Here is a 19,884-nt window from a genome sequence, read left to right on the forward strand (position 1 = left end):
AATCAAGTAGCGACAAACTAAAAAGTCTCAAATTATGCCCATATTGATAAATGGCGTATCATAATTAAGAATACCCTTAATCCTCTTAATATTAATATTTTCACCTTCTAAAAAGCGACTAAAATCAAAAATGACCGGCATTCGATTACCCCCAATCGCAAACAAAGCCTTTTTATCTTTCGGCACATAAGCAGATGTGTGGATTGTTCCAGCCGATGCGCCGTAGTTGCTGGAAAATATCTCTTTTTCATCTTCGTTCAATATTCGGTAAGCCTCAAATACATTTAGATCATCACTTTGATTTTTTTTCAGTTCTTTCTGTCTCCTTAAAGAGTCATTCATACGATAGCGGTTTTCTTCTGTTAATAGTTCAAAATGATTCGTACTTATATTCGATTTTCTTGCTACTACTTTTCTTGGTGAAGCTTCTACGACATATGTCTCACCACTCGGATCTAATAATACATAACTAAATGAGGTTCTGTGGGGAATTTCTTGTAATAAAGAGATCGCTTCTTCAACATTTGCACAAGTTTCTAGGATGATGCGGCCAATCATATTACATACAAAACCATTTCCTGACCTAAGACGATTAATGAAGTTATAACCCATCGCAAGCCCTTTTTCATTCATTCCGTCCGTTCGTCCTGTTATTTGCATGGAGGGACCGATGACAGCATACCCAGTATCCGTTGGCTGATAAATGGTATACCTTCCTTCATAGTAACCTGGGTGGCTGTCATAATTTCGAATTAAAAATTCAGACCCCGTTAAAATAGAGCATCCACTTTTCTCGTATTCAACATAATAACCACCAAATTCTCTTAGAGCATCTTCCATTGTCCAGTTTAATGCATCAGCTAATCCATGCAATTCATCCAACATACTAGGAATTATTTTAGAGAATAAAAGAATAGCTTCTTTTTCATCTATATTAAAATGACGTTTTCTCTTTGAAGCCCATTGCTTTTGACGATTATATAAAATAGGAGAATCCTTTAACACCTCACCTTGCATATAGCCAAAATCGTAATGATTTCCTCTAAATTGAACGACTTCACTATAAACATCACCCATTCATCATCCCCCCTTTAACAAGATATACGGTCGAAAGTTCTCTAGTTAACGTCACTTTACTACTCAACTGAAAAAGTTTTAAGTAAAAAACCTCAAAAAAGGACGGTTCCTCATGGCTCACAAAATTCTTATGATTACTAGTGGGACTCCCCATTATTAACTGGATAAAGCTCTCCATTAAACCCGAATGAAATCCTGCCTGTCTCTTCTGAAACTACGAGTACGAGGGCATCGCTCCGTTCTGATAAACCTAATGCAGCCCGATGTCGTGTACCAAGTTTTTTATCACCTACAAATCTGTCTGAAAGTGGAAGAACATTAGCTGCTGAAACAATCTGATTAGCATTTACCATTACAGCACCATCGTGAAGTGGATTTCCTGGAAAGAATATAGATTCTAGTAATGAATGCGTTAAATCTGCTTTTATTGAAATTCCCGGTTTGACGAGAGGTTCAAGAACATCTTCACGTTGAATCACAATTAGCCCGCCATGTCTCCGGTGTGACATATTTTGAATACAAATGGATAGTTCTAAATATTTATCTGTAAACGGAGCCAAATAACAATTTAAGTAAAAGCTAGCAGCCTTCATATCGATAGAGATAAAATGCTCTTTTATTTTTTCAAAATTTCCAAGAAGACAATAGTCTTCCTGATCCATCACATCCAAATTAGCCTGCAATGCCAATATTACTTGGCCAATCTCCTCCTTTATCGTCTGTTTCATAGGTGAAAAATCACAATTTGAATTATTCAAAAGACGCACCTCCCGTGACATATGTGTTTATTATGTGTGAAGACGATATGTGACATTCAGCAATCCTTTTGTATAAAAATAGGTAAATGTATCACCATAAGAAAAACTCTTATCAATTTATTTGGTAACGTTGTCTACAATAATAATTGGATGAGGTAGATGTATGCCTATCGTATCAGTATTCGGTGGAAAAACTTTTAAAGTGGATATGGGAAAAAGATTAGTTCTCGCTCTTGAGGATAACGGTATAAATATTCTCCATCGCTGCGGTGGAAATGCGAAATGTACTACTTGTAGGGTGGAAGTATTAGCGGGTAATTTTATGGAAGTTACGAATAAAGAAAAAAAAGCCTTTGCTAATAAAGGCGTTGATGAAGATTTATTCGAAGATTGCTTACGCTTATCTTGTCAAATTCGTGTGAATGGAGACATAACCGTTCGACCGATCATGACCGTTGAAAATACCGGAAGAAAAGCTGGCCCAAGACCTGCTGACTAAAAAACAATCAAGGTGTTGCGATAATTGCACCCTTATGCATCAAAAGAGAGGCTCCTAAATGAATTCACTACTCATTAAAAGGACCCTCAAACTAAAAGTTTTGAGAGTCTTGAAATGAGTGTTTTGATAACTGTGGTAAGACGAATATGTCCGGCATTAATCATGTTCCTTTAAATAATCGCCTTTATTTTTTTAGTATTTGATTTGAAGTCCAATCCTAGATGAATCATTCACTTTGATTATTTTTATGTTTTATTCATATTGAATGTTTTTTTCATTTAATATTTTCGCTTCATCATCATGAGCATCATAATTGTAATGATTGTAAAAGCAAGAAGTGCCAAGAAAGGAATTGTGACAAAGCCGAACCAATTTATATATTGACCTGAGCATGGGACTCCACTCGTACATGCAGCAAATTCATGTAACGAGGGAATTTTTTGCAATGCGTAATGATAACTAGATACAATCATGCCAATTACCGACACCGGCAGAACATACTTATAAATGCTATTATCATTCCGGTAAAAAGCTATTCCTAGAAAAATAACAAGTGGATACATTAAAATACGCTGATACCAACAAAGTGTACAAGGTATAAATCCCATCTGCTCGCTAAAGAATAAGCTCCCTCCCATCGCGATAATCGATGTAATCCATGCAAGTAAAAGGGGCTTATTCACCACGTGGAGTCGCCTCTTCCACCATTTCGATTAAATCATCCATGCTTCCGCCTTCAAATTGTTTTCCATCAATATAGATCGATGGTGTTGAGGAAATACCTAATTTCTTAGCTATAGCCAAATCCTTCTTCAAAGCTGCATCCCCTTTTCCCTCACTGTAAGCAAGCATAACTTGTTCCGCCTCTTCAGGACTGGAAACCTCAGCTAAAATAGCTTTCAGAAATTCATCAGAAAAAAGGTTCATTTCTCCCGATTCTGTCATTTGATTTGCGAATAATAAATGATGAAACTCCCAAAATCTTTCATTGCCGAGCTCTTGATAAACGGTTTCGGCAAATTGTGCAGCCGTCGTTGAATCAGGGCTAATAAATGCAAAGTTAATAAAGTAAAACTTCGCTTTCCCTGTTTCAACTAAATCTTCATTAATAATCGGAAAAATACTATCATTAAAATCTTTACAGTGTGGACATTTATAGTCGCCAAATTCAATAATTTCAACAGGTGCTGTCTCTTCACCTAAGAACGGTTGATTTTCATAGTCAATCACGACAGACTTCTGTTGAACATCCTTTAACACAATAATCCCTATGATACAAATAGCCAATATACCAACGATCCAAAAGATTTTCTTCGACATATCAACACTCCTTAGTAAAACTACATATTGTAGTGTAATGGTGTAAAAAATTTACGCAAGTGCGTAAATAAAGAGTCCGCAGATCAGACTAAATATTGTTAACGATATAAATGCTATTTTTAGTGGGAGTTGCAATTGGACTTCCTTTAATGGATTCAGGATATATTCAATGCGATAATTTACCGATGTATCTGCGAATGATACATATGAAAAAGGCATTTTGTCTTGCCTGCCAACTTTCAACATTTTCAAGAGAGCATTGCCTAAATTCACATACGTATCCTGTTGTTTAATCGCAAATTCATCTGCCAATATTTCCTGAATAACCCTATATTTATGATGAAACCACTTCTGAATTGGAATATACCACATTATGGATGAGCTGAGTGAAAGCAAAAAGACTTTTAATGGATCACGATTTTCTTTGTGATACATTTCATGAGAAATAACTGCTTTTAACTCATCATTATTTAATAGATTGATTAAACCAGTTGTGATAATGATTTTAGGCCTTACAAACCCCATTGTAAATGCCATTGGAGTGGGATGTGAAAGAACTAAAATTTCTTCTTTTCCGCTTCCGTATACGCAGCTCATTTCGATTGTAAGGTTTTTCACTTCGTATTGCTGAAATCGCTTTTTCATTCTGATTGTTTGGACCAATTGTGATCCAATCTTCCATAATGAAAAAAGCAACGTATAAATGACTAGTCCATCAAGTACATATTCAATAGATGACATTCCAAATGCTTTTAACCAACTGTGACATACGGCAACAATGTTAAACTTCACATTCCATCCTGCCAGCATTGAAATTATGTATAAACCCATCTGCAGCAAAATTGTACCTGAAATGAAAAGGGATACGATAAGAATAAGAAATGATTGACGTTTTGACATGTGTTATATACCCTTTTTTAACTCTTTAATTTTATGCTCAAGTTTAGCGACAAGATCATCGTCAGCTTCTTCAAGGGCATCCAGCATATGACTGACGACAGCATTTCCAAACTCATCCATAAGTTCGTTAGTCATTTCTTTGGACTGAGTATTCAAAAATTCCACCCTTGATTGAACGGGTTGATATAAATACGATCTTCCTTCTGTCCTCTTTTGAAGAATTCCCTTTTCTACTAATCGATTCATCACGGTCATGACTGTGTTGAAATTCATCGGTTTTTCCTGGTCTAGCACTTGTTGAACATCTTTAATTGTCATTTCACAATTACTCCATAAGATATCCATAATTTTTGCCTCAAGAGGTCCAAAAAACCGATTCAATCCACTTTCGTTTTTTTTAAACTTCCAAATTTTCAAGCCTTCGCCTCCCTACATTACTCATTGTAGTGTTGCATAGTTATCCCGTCAATAAGAATAAATCAATTACCAAATTTATGTTTTTCAAGATCAGATACCATAAATGAAAAACAGCAAAATTGTTTCGCAAAACTGCCCAGTTTTATACGAGTTCTTACGTTTTTCCCATTTAAATACCCTTTCCCGACAGAATCGGAAAAGGGCTCTTCTAAATTTTATATATTGATTTCCTTTAAAAATACTCTTTCTCGATTTTCAGTGTGCTGCGTACTGTGTCAATTGGTCTAACTGCTGCCTCAATTTGTTCCCGTTTTCCTTCAAGGAATGGCGGCAACGATAAAATTTCGCCGACTGTTTCGTAAGGCTCATCCCCCATAAAGCCTGGACCATCTGTTGCCCATTCAAAGAGGATGCCAGATGCTACACGTGCATATAATGATTCGAAGAAGAATCGATCCACATAGCCAGAAGTGCCGAAACCAAACTGTTCTAAGCGCTCGATCCATTCATATAATACCTTCGTATCTTCCACGCGGAAAGCTGCGTGATGGACTGTACCGAAACCTTGTCTACCTGCTGGTAAAATCACATTATGCTCTACAATTACTTGTGCGCCGTTTCCACCTTCACCAACTTCAAATAAATATAACGAACCTTCTTTAGCACTTTCTCGCATTAACATCACTTTTTCCAAGACTTCTTTGAAAAAGTCAAATTGTGCGATACGGATATGAATAGGCCCTAATCCTGTAATTGCAAATTCTAATGGTACTGGGCCATTTTGCCAAGGTGTACCTGATTCAACACCCTTGTTATTTTCATCAGATACTAACATATATTGTTGGTCATCAAAGTCCACAAAAGAAATTGTCTTCTTACCAAACACTTCTTCAATACCATAATTTTTCACTTCATACTTTTCAAACCGCTTTAACCAGTAATCTAATGCAGCATCTGTTGGGACACGGAAGGATGTTTTATAAATCTCATTCGTTCCATGGGTACCTTTAGGAATTCCTGGGAAATCAAAAAATGTCATATCTGTTCCAGCAGAGCCCTTATCATCTGCAAAAAATAAATGATACGTTTGAATATCATCTTGATTAACTGTTTTCTTTACGAGACGCATTCCTAATACAAAGGTGAAAAATTCATAGTTCTTCTCTGCGCTACTTGTAATGGCTGTTACGTGGTGTATCCCTTTTATATGGTTCATTCTGTTTCCTCCTATCATTACTTTGAATAGATATACCTCAAATTCGATATATCTATTCACATTGTTTCGTCTCTTATTAAAATAGCCCTGCATTTTAAGTCTGATCCAAATCCTTAATGAAAAAATTAATCCAAATACATTTAATTCAGTTATCTCGAATTCATTGTAATTTTATAATAACTATTAATATTTGTCAATACTCTCAACCTCCATATCAAGTGCGATTCAGTTCTACTTTTTAAAAAAACCTTTCCCGCTAAACTAAACTTGGGAAAGGGCTGGAAACGTTTATATGGTTTGAAGTTGATGTAACAATCTTATTCATGCTTAATCTAAAAGAGGCAACATCAGCTTTTCTTTTATTGATTTTAAAAATCAATTCACTTACTATAATCACTCGAACTTATAACAATTCCCGTGCCAATAATCGATAAACAGCTAGACGTTTTTCTTGTGAATGGGGGATACTGACGATCATTGCTTCATCAAACCCGTGTTGCTCCTGCTCTTGTTGCAGCAACGTTGCTACACTTTTCGCATCTCCAACTAAATGGATTTTTCGATTTTCTTTAATAGTCATGCGATCCATCTCGGTCAGTGGATAATCACGAGCTTCCTCAGGTGTCAAAAGTGGTTCGATCCTTCCATTCATAAACAGTAAACGCCAAATATCTTGGGGCTTTGCTTCGAATTCCGCTTCTTCTTTTGTTTCGGCTGTTGTCACCATATAGGAAACATTGATGTTTGGTTTCTCCATAAAAGCAGAAGGTTGAAAGTTCTTTTTATATGCATCTAAAATTTGCTTTGACAGCTCTCCATTAAAAAACTGTGCAAATGAATAGCCGGCGCCCCTAACTCCAGCTTGAACAGCACTATTGCCGGTTGACCCCAACAGCCAAGCTTCCGGCAAAACAACTTCGGATGGGGTGGCGATAGTTTGACTATATAAGTCATCTTCAGGAATCTCATCATTGATTAACTGCAATGCAGTATCAAATTTCTCATACATATTATGCAGCAGTGGCTGACGTCCCTCCGATAAAGCATAAATGGAACGCTGATCGCCACCCGGAGCCCGGCCAACACCAAAATCAATCCTGCCGGGGGAAAATGCACTTAACGTTTTAAACACTTCGGCAAGCTTTAATGGGGAATAATGCATCATCATTACTCCACCAGTGCCAATTCGAATATTTCTCGTTTTAGCAGCCAAGTGAGCGGCTGTCACTTCCGGTGCGGAGCTAGCAAAGTGATTTGTTCCATGATGTTCTGCCATCCACATGCGATGATAACCTAATTCGTCTCCCAAGATAGCCAATTCTTCTGCCTTTTTCATAGCATCTACAGCATTATTTCTCCTTGTAATAGGGGCTTGGTCCAAAATAGATAATTTCATTTCTTAATATCCCTTCCAACAGTAATCGAATTTCTTTAGTCCATCTGAGTACTGCAACATTCATTCATGTATAAGTTTGTCAACAGACCCAAAATCAGTCCCAAACTTTATATAAGGAATGGCTGATTTGATATATTCGTCTGGGGGTATTTTCTTACTATTTCTTCTCCATTCTGCAGAAGCCCCGTAAATTCCCCAGCTTAATATGACAGCGGTAATTTTTAGTGCTTCATCCTCTTCAGTTTTATTTTGTTTTAACAACATTTTATAGAAGATGATTTCGAGCTGTTCCCTAATAATACGGGCGATGGTATCTTCGTACCCTCTATGGCAGCGATTTGATAGTGACTTTTGAAAATTTGTGATGGCTATGAAAATGTTAACGAGCGCTTCTTCATTAAGTTCGTTATTTTGGTAGTACTCACAATCCAAATTAACTAACAATACTTCAGATAATACCTTTTCCAATAAATCATAAATATCTTCAAAATGATAATAGAACGTGGCACGATTAATCATTGCTTCAGCTGTAATATCCTTAACGGTAATATCCTTAAATTCTTTTTTACTTGAAAGCTCCATAAAAGAATCCATGATTAATTTACGGGTACGTTGAATTCGGGGATCCGTTTTTTGTTGTGTCATGTTTGATCTCCCTTCTACTTTTTAAACAATTCTTTCAATGTGTTGTATAAACGACATTCCTAGCGAACTATTGGTGTTAATGATTTTCATTATGTTATAAAGTTCAATTGTAGGCAAACAATTACATTCAAAGCGAGGAATAAGAATTTTGCTGTCTTGTCCTGGCTAAGTAATCTATAGAGGAGGAAAAATGAATTGAAAAACAATCATAATATGATTTGTGATTTAGAAACAGGTGTATGCGGAGTAGCCGGAGAGGAGGAAATGGAGGTTATTGATTTTAATCAACCGGAAAAATCGATTAATCTTTATTATGTGACGGATCCTATTTGTTCTCATTGCTGGGCAATTGAACCTGTATTTCGTCGTTTCGTAGAGCAATATGGAGATTATTTTACCGTTCATACGGTAATGGGTGGTTTGCTGGAAAAATGGCATGACGGACCAATCGATCCTGCAAACGGTATTTATAAACCAGCCGATGTTGCTGGTCACTGGAGAGAAGTTGGAGAATATTCAAGAATGCCAATTGATGGATCTTTAATGATTGATAATCCAGTTCAATCCTCTTACCCGCCCTCTCGTGTATTTAAAGTAATTCAAAAAAAGCATAATGAAAAAATCGCATTTGAATATTTACGCCGTGCAAGGGAAGCCTTATTCGCATTTAATCAAAATATCTCAGATAAAACGGTTATGATTGAAATCGTCAATAAACTTGGTCTTGATGGACAAGCGATTGTAAATGAGTCTGAACAACCAATCGGACAAGAATTATTAAATGAAGATTTTGGTTTAGCTAGAAGCATAGGTGCTAGAGGCTTTCCTACTATTATCATGATTAATGAAGAAAATAAAGGCGTAAAAATTGTGGGTGGTCGTCCACTTGAATATTATGTTGACGGATTAAAACGAGCTCTAAATATGGAAGAACTACAACCAAAACAACAACCATCCCTTTCCAACTTGCTTGAAAAAGAAAAACTTCTATTTTCCAAAGAAATTGAAGTCATGTACGATGTAGAACAATCAGATATTAACTCATTTATTGAAAAAGAACTTCCATCAGATCGTTTTGAAGTGAAAGAAATACTAGGGGAATTGTATTTTACAACTACAAAATAGATAAAGAGGAAAATCTGTAGAACAAAAAGTATGTTTTACAGATTTTTTTAGATAGAAGTTATTGAAATCATTGGTCAAGACTTCGAATCTCCCATAGATCCTGGCAACACTTATTTTTTTACTTACTTGTTTCTTTACGAACAATAGGGGCTACCTCCGTAGCTAACAATTCAATGCCTTCGGCTACTTTCTTAAACGGCAAACCACCTATATCTATTTGAGCCATAAAACGTTGATGTCCAAAGAGTTCGTATTGTCGAAGTATTTTCTCGATGATCTGTTGTGGACTACCCACAAACAAAGCTGTATCTTGACTTGTTAATTGGTCAAAATCTGCTCTAGACATTCGTCTACTGATCATTCCTCGTTGATGGTTTACATATGACCAATAATTTGAATAATAGGGATAAAATTCATCCTTTGCTTGTTGAGATGTCTTTGAAATATACCCATGTCCCGTTACCCCTACCTTGAGAGTTTCTGGATCATGCCCAGCATCAATTCCTGATTTGCGGTACAAATCGACGAGTGGCTTAAATCTTATCGGATCGCCGCCAAGTATTGCTAAAGCCATCCCAACGCCTAGCCTGCCAGCACGGATTGCACTTTGGGGTGTGCCTCCAACACCGACCCAAATGGGTATCTGATTCTGTAAAGGTCTAGGTGCAATTTCAGCATTTTTTAATGACGAGCGAAAATGACCATCCCACGTAATTCTCTCGTTTTCATTAAGTTTTAAAAATAAATCAATATTTTCCGAGAACAATTCATCATAGTCATTTATGTCATAGCCAAAAAGAGGAAAGGATTCCACAAACGCACCACGACCTGCGATTATTTCTGCCCGTCCATCTGAAAGTAAATCTAATGTAGCAAATTCTTCAAACAAGCGAACAGGATCAACAGTGCTTAACACGGTGGTCGCACTTGTCAATTTGATTCGGGTTGTGACTTTGGCGATGGCAGCTAAAACAACAGCAGGTACGGAAGTGGCATAGTCTAATCGGTGATGTTCGCCTACACCAAAAACATCAAATCCCGCCTCGTCAGCTAATTCTGCTGCTTGAACTATCTCCTTAATTCTTTGCCCAGCACTCATAGTATTGCCATTATGCGGGTCTTGTCCAATATCTCCTAGAGTATAGAGACCAATTTCTATTCCTGAATTTCTTTGCTCTTCTTTTTTTCGCATAGAAGTATTTACCTCCATTGTTAAAAAACATTCCGTTAGGCTTCTAAGAAAATGCGATTACCGGAAGGATCTGACGTAATGATAAAACCATTTTCTTCAGTAACGGATGCACCAATACTCTTTAGCTGAGTAATAATTCTATTTCTTTTTTCTTCATCTGGAAGAATTAAAGTAAAGGATTCGAGACCAACACTTCCAAGAGAAGGTGATGGTGCACCTACACCATTCCAAGTGTTTAAGCCAATATGGTGATGGTATTTACCATCCGAAATGAAAAGTGCTTGTGTACCATAACGGTTTACTACTTCAAATCCTAGTCCCTTTATATAAAATTCTTCCGTCTTTTTTAATTCGGATACATGCAAATGGATATGTCCCATTACAGTAGCAACAGGCAGCCCCTTCCATGATTGCTGTTTACCTCCTGATAGCAGGTCTACAAAATTCAATAGATCAACTGTCATTTCCACTTCGCCATTTTCCCAATCCCACTTGGAAGGATCACGGTCCGTATAAATTTCAATCCCATTTCCATCCGGATCAGATAAGTAAAGGGCTTCACTCACAAGATGGTCTGAAGAACCAAACCGCAAACCAATTTCCATAAAATGTTGCACTATTTTAGCTAAATCAGTGCGTCTAGGTAGAAGAAGGGCAAAATGATATAACCCTGTAGTTCTTCCTTGTTTAGGAACAACATTATCTGGTTGTTGAATTGTTAATAATACGGTCTTTCCATCCGCAGTTAATTTTGCAGATCTTTCAGTTTGTTCTATTGCCCTAAAGCCGATCACTTCTTGATAAAAGGCTAACGACCGTTCAAAATTTTGCACCTTTAAGTTAACTTGACCTACGAATGTAACAGGCTCACGATGATAATTCATATTTATACCCCCTTAAGCTTTCTCAGAACGAAACAATATGTTATCTAAAGCTAAAAAAGAATTTTTTGTTGCAGCAAGATAAATTGAAATGGCCATTAAAGCTAGATCAAGTTCATATCCTGCCATTTGACCATTTCCAAGAAATCCTACAGAAAGTTTCACTTTTACAATGGCTACAGCCAAAATAATAGCAAATAAAATGGAAATAATTCTTGTTCCCACTCCTAAAACGATAGCAATACCACCAATTAATTCAATTAGAGCTACCATATAGGCCGTGAAGCCCGGAAGACCTAAACTTTCAAAAAATCCAACAGTGTTTTCAATTCCGTCTTGAAACTTTGCTAACCCATGTATTAAAAAGGTTGCCCCTAAAAACACTCGTAAAATTATTTTAGCTGCTTCATTTTTTCCAAACATTTATTTATCTCTCCTTCTTTCATTTTGTTCCTACTAACAAATGACCATACGGAAGACAATCAATTAGTTAGTTAGTTACTTTATGTAAGTTAATATATAATTATAATAAACTGAAGTCAAGTAACCAATTTACAAAATAATATTAAGTTATAAGAGGATAAGAGAAAGGGAGTTGAATTCATTGGAGAGTTCTAAATTTGACAAAGCCATGGGATTCCTAAGCCAAAGGTGGACCGGAATGATCATTTACCAGTTATTATTAGGTCCTCAGCGTTTTTGTACTATTGAATCATTGGTGGGAGTAAGTAGTAGAGTGCTGTCGGAGAGATTAAAGGATTTAGAGAACGAGGGAGTTATTAAACGGAATGTATATCCAGAAACTCCAGTAAGAATCGAATATTCCTTGACAGATAAAGGGCTGGCACTAGAGCCCATTATGAGAGATATAGAAAAATGGTCACAAAACTGGTTGAAAGAATAATAGTTTCCCCTTTCGAATTTAAGAAATTAAAGAAAGGATACAAATGAGTAAAATCTTACTACTTGTATCCGTTTTTTATTCACGTTTAAAACAAATCAATAAAGGATATTAAGATGCTGTCATTGCTTTCCTTTTGTTTATGAATAAAGAAGAAGAGTAAACAATTAGGAAAGCCAACATGATATAAGCTGAAACTAAGTAAATTAAACTATAACTTAATTTTGCCGCTACTAAACCTAGAATAGCAGAGCCTCCTCCAATTCCTATATCAAGGGAATTATAAAACATAGATGTTACTTTTAAATAACGATCAGGTGTGGTTTTATTCAATACCCAAGCTTGTAATGCAGGGAATAAAGCTCCTTGCCCTATTCCGTATAAACATGCGGCGCTTAACAAGCCATATAATGTAGTGGACTGATACAATAAGGTAAATCCAATGATCATCGATATAGAGCTCGGAATGATTACCCAAACAGGACCGATTCGGTCAAAGGTTTTTCCTGAAACAAATCGAATTAAAAACGCACTTATTGTATTAATAAAATAAAACCATGCTACACCTTCAATGTTTAATTCTTTTGCATATAGCGCCATAAAGCTCATGACACCCCCCATACATGCACCCATTAAGAGAATTAGAAAAGAAGGGATCATGACAGATGATTCAATCATTGGCTGTAATAAGGTTCTTTCTTGTTGATTTTCGCTTTTTTGACTTTCCGGAAAAGAAATGAAACTAACACAAAGTAAAAATAAAAGTATACTAGCACTTGCTGTGATAAATAATACGATAGGATTATAAGATTCAATTAACCACATACCGACAAAAGGTGATATCGCCAATGCAATGGTTGTACCATTTCCAATCATCCCTATGCCTTCTCCCCTTCTTTCATTTGGAATGATCTCTGCCGCTAATGTAGTAAGAATAGTAATGGACAAGCCTAAGCCACAACCATGAAAAATACGAAGAGAAAGAGCAAAATAAAAACTGTTCGCTATGTAATAACCAAGGGTAGAAATTAAACAAATAAGTATAGAAGCTACTAAAACTTTCTTTTTTCCAAAACGATTTGTAAAAGTCTCTGTAAAAAAACGAATAAAAACTGCAGAAAACGTAAAACTGCCTATAATCAAACCGATCTGTGAGGTACTAAACCCATTTTGGTTTGATAAAAAAAGTGGAAGTGTAGGCAAGAGTATATCGAATGCAAAAAAAGAAAAAGCATTCGCAAACATGAGTAAGATAAATATTTTAGTCCAGAGTGATGTCTTGTTTGACATGGTACACATTTCCTTTCTTAAAAAGCTGGGTAACCAAGTGATTTGAATACCCATTTATGCATAGAATCCGAACGGAAACTCCTCAAGTGCCCCCTCTTGTTCTACATAGGAAGGAGAGCAGCATTAATATTAGTCTATAAATATATTAACATTAATATTGTATGCGATTGCAATATTAATGAGGGCGGAAGAAAATATTAAGAAAAAGAATCTTTCGGTGCGGTTTATTAAATAACTGTATCAAAAAAAGACCTTTTGATTTAGGAAAATCAAGAGCCTTACCTCATGTACAAAAATTGGTTAATTATGAACCTTTTCAAGAAATAGCTTTACACCAAAACTTACCCGGATTATTCCAGTGATTAGGCTTTTCATAAAACTACTAATATGATTAATTATATATAATAGTATAGAACAATATCATTAGGAAGGGGATTGAAAAAAGTGGATGTAAGGTACCCAATAGGGAAATTACAAGTTCCTCAAAAAGCAACAACAGAAAACATTCAAGAATGGCTAAAGGAAATCGAAACTTACACGATTCGATTAAGAGAAACTGTCGGCTCATTGAGTGATGAGGAACTAAGCAGAACTTATCGTGAAGGCAGCTATACAGTTCGTCAACTTGTTCATCACATTGCAGATTCTCAGTTGAATATGTTTCAACGTTTGAAGCTGGCTTTAACAGATGAGAATCCAACTGCACCAGCTTTTGATCAAGATGAGTGGGCTATTCAACCGGATACAAACCTTCCCGTAGAAAGTTCTATTAAAATGTTAGAAGGGATAAATGAGCGCATTGTATCTTTAGGACAAAGTTTAACCGATGAACAATTAGATCGAGCTTTTACTCACCAGATAAACGGTAAAATAACAGTTGCAACAAAAGTTGCAAAATTAGCTTGGCACGAAGAACATCACTTAGCTCATATAAAAATCGCATTATCAAAATAATACAATATGTATGGAGATGGCCTATCAAACCTTGATAAGCCATTTTTTATAAAATAAGCAACAAAAAATTAATTGTCCAATATATAAATACTGAAATCATTGCTTTTTCAGTATCAACCCCTAGATAAATATAGCTACAAATGGATCATCATAACTCAACATAGCAAAATGGATTGTCCTGTAATCAGACAACCCATTTTCCTGTTATTTATTTAATTCAATCGTTTCATTAATATCTGTCGGCTTAGAACTTTGCCCTGTCATACGTTTATAGAGAAAGGCGATGTTCTTCGTAAAATTACCTGTTTCCCAATATTCAGCTGCTTCCGCTTTTACCTTTATTAAGACAACGTTAGGATCATCATAAGAAGTTTGCATAATTTTCTCATATGCTTTGCTCCACAATTCCTTTTTCTTATCTAAATTCTCCACAATCTCCGTTCTTCCACGGACGGAAACATAGGATTTACCTGCATAAGCCACATTAACATCTTGCTCATGTAAAATTTCTTCATATTTATTAGTCTCTTTTTTTGTGAAGAACCATAAGTCACCATCAAACTCTACTTCTTGTGTTTTCATAGGACGAGAAACAAGCCCTTCTTCGGTCACCGTAGTCAACATGGCCGTGTCTACATCTTTGATTAACTCTCTTAATGTTTCCATTTCTTCTTGTTTTATCATATTAGACATTCCATCACCTCATTAATGTTTACAGAGGTATACTACCCTTTACACCAGCTTTTATTCAGGAATGACGGATTATCACGACCTCTAACAAAATGAAACTAAATAACTAGAACGAATAGACGAAGTAAGCTTTTTAATGGAGAAATACTCAATCCTGTGAGCTTACACTGTAATGTTGGACATTTACTTTTTTCATTCCAGCATACTGCTTTCGACCTATATTTCATTTGCATCTAATTTAATATTCACATTTCCTTTCTTTGCGAGCAAGCTTGAAGCTATGACTTTCCTACCATTCCTCTCTATTCGCGACCATTTCGCTCATTAAAATGATACAATATTTCCCATGTATATAAAGTCTTATTAATAATAAAGGGAGTATAGATTACATATGAAATTTAGAAACATTATTCTATGGATAGTTATTTCAATTGTACTTACCGCTTGCGGTGATAAAGATAAGGAGGCGAAAAAGCCTGTACCGGTGCAGCCAATTGCCATTGAAAACACCGAAAAAACGATTGAGGAAGATAATGAGAGGATGGAGGAGGCGGTTTCTGATTCAGTAGAGGAAGTAAATGAGGAAGAAATTGAAGTCGAACCCCTGCCACAAACCCTATCTGAGTTGGCGGCACTTCCTCCAGGTCATATTGAGTATGTAGGCATTCTCAATCCCGAAGAACAAAAGGTGATGGATGAGTTAACAAAAGATTTGCCCAATATTTCGGGTGAGCCTACACAGAAACAGTTAGATGCATACTATAATCAATTATTAGCTATTTTCCAGCAAGATTTCCACGGTCCTGAAGAACTCATTGCTAAGTTGAAGTTTCAGTCAATCGGCAGTCCAGACATTGATGATCCGCGTAAACAATTTAAGGAGAATTTAAATGTGCTTGTCCTTCTCGATGCATCGGGAAGTATGAGGGCAGACCTGGGCGGGCAGACACAGATGGATGCTGCAAAAACAGCTATTACGAACTTTATGAAGGGACTGCCTAAGGACGCGAATGTCGGACTACGGATTTACGGACATAAAGGAACCGGAAGTGATTCCGACAAAAAATTATCTTGTTCAAGCAGTGAATTAGTTTATCCGCTTGCCCCTTATGATCAAAATGGATTTCAAGCTTCATTGGATAAAACGAATCCTGCAGGCTGGACTCCTATTCAACTTGCTTTGAATGAAGCTCAAAAGGATTTGGCAAAATTTAAAGGGGAAAAAAATACGAATATTGTATACCTCGTAAGTGATGGAATTTCTACATGTGATGATGATCCAGTAGGTGCAGCCAAGTCCCTTTACAATTCTGATATTACACCTATAGTAAATGTCATTGGCTTCAATATCGATAATGAAGGACAGAAACAATTAAAAGAAGTAGCTAAGGCGACGGAAGGGACATATCAAGACGTACAAAACGCGGAGAGTCTTCAGAAAGAATTGGATCAAGCGAAAGAAATCGCAGAAAAATGGGAAGACTGGAAAAAAGATAAAAATACTTTGTTAGAATGGGATCGGTTGAAAAATTGGCAGGCCATTTTCGGTTACGACACGGATGAATATAGGAAACGACTAGATGAAGGTCAACAAGTTGGTTTCGCTTTGCAGTATTTATATCAAACAAGGAAATTAATGTCTGGCGAAAGTCATGATTATTTACGACAAAAAAATAGAGATTACCATAAATGGATAGAAGACGAATATACAAAACTTAAAAAAACATTACATGAAATGAATAACAAGAAAATTGATGAAGCCATACAAGCTCTTGAAAAGAAATATCTTGAAAATACTCCTGAATAATTGAAAATGACAAGCCCCCATTCCAATAGAAAATGGGGGCTTGTCATATATGGGTAGGTATAAACCCAACAAAGGTTTGGACTTTTTAATTAGTTAAAAAAGAGGCTCCCATGCTTAGGAACCTCCTGGCAATTTCTGATTATATTTTTCTTCGAGCAATTGGAAGGCTTCATCAATCTTCTTTTCATTAAGATCCTCCAATTCCTTCTTTAATTTATTATATTCATCTTCAATCCAATTATGGTATTCAGAGTTTTTCGTTCTTAAATAATTATAGCTTTCAGATTCCATTAACTTTTTATCCTGATACAAATATTGTAAAGCAGTTCCTATTTGACTTCCTTCTCTTACCCTTTTTGTATACTCCTTTGAGCCATAGACAAAAATATCTAGCGAATTTTTCAACCTGTCAAGCCTCAGGCCCGTTTCCTTTTTTGTTTTCCACTCTTCCCAGTTTTTTGCGATTTCCTTCATTTGATCCAATTCATTTTGCAGACTTTCCGCATTTTGCACGTCTTCATATGTACCCTCTGTTGCTTTGGCTACTTCTTTCAATTGTTTTTGTCCTTCATGATCAACATTAAATCCAATTACATTGACAATAGGGGTAATGTCAGACTCGTAAAGCTGTTTAGCCGCGGCAACGGGATCATCATCACAGGTAGAAACCCCGTCACTGACCAAATAAACGATATTTGTATTCTGATCTCCTTTGAATTTTGCCAAATCCTCTTGGGCTTTATTGATCGCCAACTGTATCGGCGTCCACCCCGCTGGCTGGGCTTTTTCTAAAGAAGTTTGAAAGCCAGAGTTGTCGTATTTCCCGATTGGATATATAAGTTCACTGCTAGCACACGATCGTGCTTTATCAGCATCACTACCTGTACCCTCATGCCCATATATCCGAAGACCTACATTCGCATCGGCAGGTAGACCTTCCACGAAATTGGTGATAGCCTTTTTGGCAGATGCCATTTGTGTTTCTCCGCCAAGATCCGCTCTCATGCTGCCAGAAGCATCGAGCAAAACGAGAATATTTAAATTTTCTTTAAACTGTCTCCGTGGATCTTCAATATCAGGGTGGCCGATTGTTTGGAAGCGCATATTAGCTAGCAACTCTTCAGGACCTTTAAAATCATTCTGAAATACTGCCAATAGCTCATTATAATAGTGATCAAGCTGTTTCTCTGTAGGTTCACCCGAAATATCAGGCAGATGTGCTGTCAATTCATCCAGCATAGGATGGTCCTCCTTATGAATTCCAAAAAGTTGTGGACCACTATAACCAGGTTGCAAATCAGCCAATTCAACTAATGATTGTGGGAGGGGTGCTGGATCAATTTCTTCCACCTCTTCCACTATTGCTTCGTATGCAGCATCATTCTCGGCCTCCGTATCCTTTTCTTTAAACTTTGGCTCCTGCTCCACTTTAGATGTCTCTTCAGTAATCGAGGGAACAGGCTCATTTGAGGCTATATCTTTATCATTATCTGCTTTTTCTCCACATGCGGAGAGAGTGAGAACGAAAACAGCCCATAATAAAAAATGTTTTAGTTTCATAGTATCTCCTTAATAGCGATATAGAATGTACTATTGAATATAGTAGCATTATTTGAATACGATTAAAGGTTTTCAAATATAAATAGGAAAAAAGACATAATGAAATATACAAGTTTTAAAATGTACTAAAGTCTAAGTTCATAAGTTTCTGAAAAAATCAATCTATTTAATTGAGAATTGTTATCACTTAGTGTATATTAGATAGTAACGATAAATATAATTGAGTAAGGAGGATATATAATGCAAATATACTGGACTAAAATAAATAAGATTATTGAAGAAACACCTGAGGTAAAAACATACATGCTTGACTGTCCGGAGGGCTTTACATGGGAAGAAGGGGCTCACACCCACTTCGCGTTGGAAGGTTTTAATGCTGGAGAAAAACCAAACCGCGGCCTCATCCGCCATATGTCAATCTCCACTTTACCGCATGAAAATTCAATCGGCATCACTACTCGCATCAGAGAGCAATGCTCTGAGTTTAAAGCGACTTTAAGAAATCTGGAAGTCGGCAATAAAGTTGCATTATTTAAAACTCATTCTAATGTCCCGCTTAAAAGAGAAAACAAAAATGTTTACCTGCTGTCATCAGGTGTCGGTCTTGCAACTTTAAGACCACTTGTAATTGATTATTTTGAACGTGCTGACAACGTCAATCAAATTCATTCCTTAAACATCGATTCATCAAAGGACTTCTTATTTACTAATATTTTTGAATCCGCACCTGACAAGAAGTTCACATCACAGTTCGTCGATAACCGTAGTGACTACTATGAAGAAGTGAAAAATCTTGCTGCAGACAAGGATGGACTCTTCTATATTGTCGGAAGCGACGAGTTCCTCGTGCAGAACATTGAAGTACTGCGTGAGCAAGGCATCCAGCCAGAACAGATTATGCTCGACAAGCATGAACGACAACTGTCTGATTTTTTATCACTTGATTTGTCAGTTTAAGACTGGAAAATAGATGTTCCATTGATTGTGATAACACACACGTAGAAAATGTATAGTACTATACAGAGATTGACCCCGTTTTGATCAATTCTATTTTCAAAACGAGGTCATTTTATTTACTCGGCTTTACTGCTTCCTTTACAGATGTAGTGTTTTTGTGCCGATTTCTCCCTACTAGCTTTACTCCAGTATGCTTGGTTTAAATCTACAAGTTCAGTTAAGACAGCCACACTTCATTCTTCTGCGAGCTTATTTGTTTTAGCAAGCCCCATTTCTGCGTCCGATACTGTAACTCCCAT

General features: G+C 36.5%; 21 protein-coding genes. 6 read left to right on the top strand and 15 right to left on the bottom strand.

The window, feature by feature from the left end:
* Window positions 1-27 precede the first annotated feature (27 nt).
* A complete protein-coding gene (locus KHA96_RS21885) occupies window positions 28-1,077 on the bottom strand; it encodes a C45 family autoproteolytic acyltransferase/hydrolase (RefSeq protein ID WP_213131472.1) in 1,050 nt (349 codons plus the stop codon).
* A gap of 137 nt (window positions 1,078-1,214) precedes the next feature.
* On the bottom strand, window positions 1,215-1,835 hold the full coding sequence (gene cdaS / locus KHA96_RS21890) for a sporulation-specific diadenylate cyclase CdaS (RefSeq protein ID WP_213131473.1): 621 nt from the start codon (window positions 1,833-1,835) through the stop codon (window positions 1,215-1,217).
* A 163-nt stretch (window positions 1,836-1,998) separates the two neighbouring features.
* Here cdaS and KHA96_RS21895 point away from each other — a divergent pair, with 163 nt between their 5' ends.
* Complete coding sequence (locus KHA96_RS21895; protein ID WP_213131474.1) at window positions 1,999-2,334, top strand: 2Fe-2S iron-sulfur cluster-binding protein; 336 nt, start codon at window positions 1,999-2,001, stop codon at window positions 2,332-2,334.
* A 278-nt stretch (window positions 2,335-2,612) separates the two neighbouring features.
* Here KHA96_RS21895 and KHA96_RS21900 read toward each other — a convergent pair whose 3' ends face one another.
* The 7 genes from KHA96_RS21900 to KHA96_RS21930 form a co-directional block, all read right to left on the bottom strand.
* Window positions 2,613-3,017, bottom strand: a complete 405-nt coding sequence (locus KHA96_RS21900; RefSeq protein ID WP_213131576.1) for a disulfide oxidoreductase — start codon at window positions 3,015-3,017, stop codon at window positions 2,613-2,615.
* Window positions 3,010-3,654, bottom strand: a complete 645-nt coding sequence (locus tag KHA96_RS21905) for a DsbA family protein (RefSeq protein ID WP_213131475.1) — start codon at window positions 3,652-3,654, stop codon at window positions 3,010-3,012. The genes KHA96_RS21900 and KHA96_RS21905 overlap by 8 nt, the downstream gene beginning before the upstream one ends.
* A gap of 51 nt (window positions 3,655-3,705) precedes the next feature.
* Window positions 3,706-4,554 carry a M56 family metallopeptidase gene (locus tag KHA96_RS21910; protein ID WP_213131476.1) on the bottom strand — a complete coding sequence of 283 codons (849 nt, stop codon included), beginning with the start codon at window positions 4,552-4,554 and terminating at the stop codon, window positions 3,706-3,708.
* 3 nt (window positions 4,555-4,557) lie between these two features.
* Window positions 4,558-4,971 (bottom strand): BlaI/MecI/CopY family transcriptional regulator, encoded by a 414-nt coding sequence (locus KHA96_RS21915; RefSeq protein WP_213131477.1) that lies wholly within the window; start codon window positions 4,969-4,971, stop codon window positions 4,558-4,560.
* Window positions 4,972-5,203: 232 nt separating this feature from the next.
* Window positions 5,204-6,187 (bottom strand): ring-cleaving dioxygenase, encoded by a 984-nt coding sequence (locus tag KHA96_RS21920; protein ID WP_213131478.1) that lies wholly within the window; start codon window positions 6,185-6,187, stop codon window positions 5,204-5,206.
* A gap of 403 nt (window positions 6,188-6,590) precedes the next feature.
* Window positions 6,591-7,583 (bottom strand): LLM class flavin-dependent oxidoreductase, encoded by a 993-nt coding sequence (locus KHA96_RS21925; protein ID WP_213131479.1) that lies wholly within the window; start codon window positions 7,581-7,583, stop codon window positions 6,591-6,593.
* 60 nt (window positions 7,584-7,643) lie between these two features.
* A complete protein-coding gene (locus KHA96_RS21930) occupies window positions 7,644-8,228 on the bottom strand; it encodes a TetR/AcrR family transcriptional regulator (protein ID WP_213131480.1) in 585 nt (194 codons plus the stop codon).
* A gap of 213 nt (window positions 8,229-8,441) precedes the next feature.
* Here KHA96_RS21930 and KHA96_RS21935 point away from each other — a divergent pair, with 213 nt between their 5' ends.
* Entirely contained in the window at window positions 8,442-9,353 is a 912-nt protein-coding gene (locus KHA96_RS21935) for a DsbA family protein (RefSeq protein WP_213131577.1), read from the top strand.
* 118 nt (window positions 9,354-9,471) lie between these two features.
* Here KHA96_RS21935 and KHA96_RS21940 read toward each other — a convergent pair whose 3' ends face one another.
* The 3 genes from KHA96_RS21940 to KHA96_RS21950 are packed head-to-tail and all read right to left on the bottom strand — an operon-like array spanning window position 9,472 to window position 11,849.
* The gene (locus KHA96_RS21940) at window positions 9,472-10,545 is read right to left on the bottom strand and encodes an LLM class flavin-dependent oxidoreductase (protein ID WP_213131481.1); all 1,074 of its coding nucleotides are present in this window, start codon (window positions 10,543-10,545) and stop codon (window positions 9,472-9,474) included.
* Window positions 10,546-10,580: 35 nt separating this feature from the next.
* Complete coding sequence (locus KHA96_RS21945) at window positions 10,581-11,429, bottom strand: VOC family protein (RefSeq protein ID WP_213131482.1); 849 nt, start codon at window positions 11,427-11,429, stop codon at window positions 10,581-10,583.
* A 12-nt stretch (window positions 11,430-11,441) separates the two neighbouring features.
* The gene (locus KHA96_RS21950; protein ID WP_213131483.1) at window positions 11,442-11,849 is read right to left on the bottom strand and encodes a DoxX family protein; all 408 of its coding nucleotides are present in this window, start codon (window positions 11,847-11,849) and stop codon (window positions 11,442-11,444) included.
* Between the two features lie 208 nt (window positions 11,850-12,057).
* Between KHA96_RS21950 and KHA96_RS21955 the strand changes: the two genes are divergently transcribed.
* Window positions 12,058-12,330, top strand: coding sequence for a winged helix-turn-helix transcriptional regulator (locus KHA96_RS21955; protein WP_213131578.1), 273 nt, complete (start codon window positions 12,058-12,060; stop codon window positions 12,328-12,330).
* A gap of 108 nt (window positions 12,331-12,438) precedes the next feature.
* Here the strand turns inward: KHA96_RS21955 and KHA96_RS21960 are convergent, their stop codons facing one another.
* Window positions 12,439-13,617: an MFS transporter gene (locus KHA96_RS21960; RefSeq protein WP_213131484.1), complete on the bottom strand. Its 1,179-nt coding sequence runs from the start codon at window positions 13,615-13,617 to the stop codon at window positions 12,439-12,441.
* Between the two features lie 444 nt (window positions 13,618-14,061).
* On the opposite strand from KHA96_RS21960, the gene KHA96_RS21965 reads away from it, so the two are divergent.
* Window positions 14,062-14,571: a YfiT family bacillithiol transferase gene (locus KHA96_RS21965; protein WP_213131485.1), complete on the top strand. Its 510-nt coding sequence runs from the start codon at window positions 14,062-14,064 to the stop codon at window positions 14,569-14,571.
* Window positions 14,572-14,775: 204 nt separating this feature from the next.
* Here KHA96_RS21965 and KHA96_RS21970 read toward each other — a convergent pair whose 3' ends face one another.
* The gene (locus KHA96_RS21970) at window positions 14,776-15,264 is read right to left on the bottom strand and encodes a pyridoxamine 5'-phosphate oxidase family protein (RefSeq protein WP_213131486.1); all 489 of its coding nucleotides are present in this window, start codon (window positions 15,262-15,264) and stop codon (window positions 14,776-14,778) included.
* Window positions 15,265-15,652: 388 nt separating this feature from the next.
* On the opposite strand from KHA96_RS21970, the gene KHA96_RS21975 reads away from it, so the two are divergent.
* The gene (locus KHA96_RS21975) at window positions 15,653-17,068 is read left to right on the top strand and encodes a vWA domain-containing protein (RefSeq protein WP_213131487.1); all 1,416 of its coding nucleotides are present in this window, start codon (window positions 15,653-15,655) and stop codon (window positions 17,066-17,068) included.
* A gap of 114 nt (window positions 17,069-17,182) precedes the next feature.
* Here KHA96_RS21975 and KHA96_RS21980 read toward each other — a convergent pair whose 3' ends face one another.
* Entirely contained in the window at window positions 17,183-18,628 is a 1,446-nt protein-coding gene (locus KHA96_RS21980; protein WP_213131488.1) for a vWA domain-containing protein, read from the bottom strand.
* A gap of 240 nt (window positions 18,629-18,868) precedes the next feature.
* On the opposite strand from KHA96_RS21980, the gene KHA96_RS21985 reads away from it, so the two are divergent.
* Window positions 18,869-19,585, top strand: a complete 717-nt coding sequence (locus KHA96_RS21985; RefSeq protein ID WP_213131489.1) for a dihydropteridine reductase — start codon at window positions 18,869-18,871, stop codon at window positions 19,583-19,585.
* The last annotated feature ends 299 nt before the right edge of the window (window positions 19,586-19,884 follow it).

Origin of the sequence: Bacillus sp. FJAT-49711 (genome assembly GCF_018343715.1) — a bacterium.
Lineage (GTDB): Bacteria > Bacillota > Bacilli > Bacillales > Bacillaceae_C > Lederbergia.

What these genes read in the sequence shown, in the direction of transcription:
- KHA96_RS21885 (WP_213131472.1), bottom strand. Translation starts at nt 1,077, where the DNA reads ATGGGTGATGTTTATAGTGAAGTCGTTCAATTTAGAGGAAATCATTAC.
- KHA96_RS21895 (WP_213131474.1), top strand. Translation starts at nt 1,999, where the DNA reads ATGCCTATCGTATCAGTATTCGGTGGAAAAACTTTTAAAGTGGATATG.
- KHA96_RS21905 (WP_213131475.1), bottom strand. Translation starts at nt 3,654, where the DNA reads ATGTCGAAGAAAATCTTTTGGATCGTTGGTATATTGGCTATTTGTATC.
- KHA96_RS21910 (WP_213131476.1), bottom strand. Translation starts at nt 4,554, where the DNA reads ATGTCAAAACGTCAATCATTTCTTATTCTTATCGTATCCCTTTTCATT.
- KHA96_RS21920 (WP_213131478.1), bottom strand. Translation starts at nt 6,187, where the DNA reads ATGAACCATATAAAAGGGATACACCACGTAACAGCCATTACAAGTAGC.
- KHA96_RS21925 (WP_213131479.1), bottom strand. Translation starts at nt 7,583, where the DNA reads ATGAAATTATCTATTTTGGACCAAGCCCCTATTACAAGGAGAAATAAT.
- KHA96_RS21930 (WP_213131480.1), bottom strand. Translation starts at nt 8,228, where the DNA reads ATGACACAACAAAAAACGGATCCCCGAATTCAACGTACCCGTAAATTA.
- KHA96_RS21935 (WP_213131577.1), top strand. Translation starts at nt 8,442, where the DNA reads ATGATTTGTGATTTAGAAACAGGTGTATGCGGAGTAGCCGGAGAGGAG.
- KHA96_RS21940 (WP_213131481.1), bottom strand. Translation starts at nt 10,545, where the DNA reads ATGCGAAAAAAAGAAGAGCAAAGAAATTCAGGAATAGAAATTGGTCTC.
- KHA96_RS21945 (WP_213131482.1), bottom strand. Translation starts at nt 11,429, where the DNA reads ATGAATTATCATCGTGAGCCTGTTACATTCGTAGGTCAAGTTAACTTA.
- KHA96_RS21950 (WP_213131483.1), bottom strand. Translation starts at nt 11,849, where the DNA reads ATGTTTGGAAAAAATGAAGCAGCTAAAATAATTTTACGAGTGTTTTTA.
- KHA96_RS21955 (WP_213131578.1), top strand. Translation starts at nt 12,058, where the DNA reads ATGGGATTCCTAAGCCAAAGGTGGACCGGAATGATCATTTACCAGTTA.
- KHA96_RS21960 (WP_213131484.1), bottom strand. Translation starts at nt 13,617, where the DNA reads ATGTCAAACAAGACATCACTCTGGACTAAAATATTTATCTTACTCATG.
- KHA96_RS21970 (WP_213131486.1), bottom strand. Translation starts at nt 15,264, where the DNA reads ATGTCTAATATGATAAAACAAGAAGAAATGGAAACATTAAGAGAGTTA.
- KHA96_RS21975 (WP_213131487.1), top strand. Translation starts at nt 15,653, where the DNA reads ATGAAATTTAGAAACATTATTCTATGGATAGTTATTTCAATTGTACTT.
- KHA96_RS21980 (WP_213131488.1), bottom strand. Translation starts at nt 18,628, where the DNA reads ATGAAACTAAAACATTTTTTATTATGGGCTGTTTTCGTTCTCACTCTC.
- KHA96_RS21985 (WP_213131489.1), top strand. Translation starts at nt 18,869, where the DNA reads ATGCAAATATACTGGACTAAAATAAATAAGATTATTGAAGAAACACCT.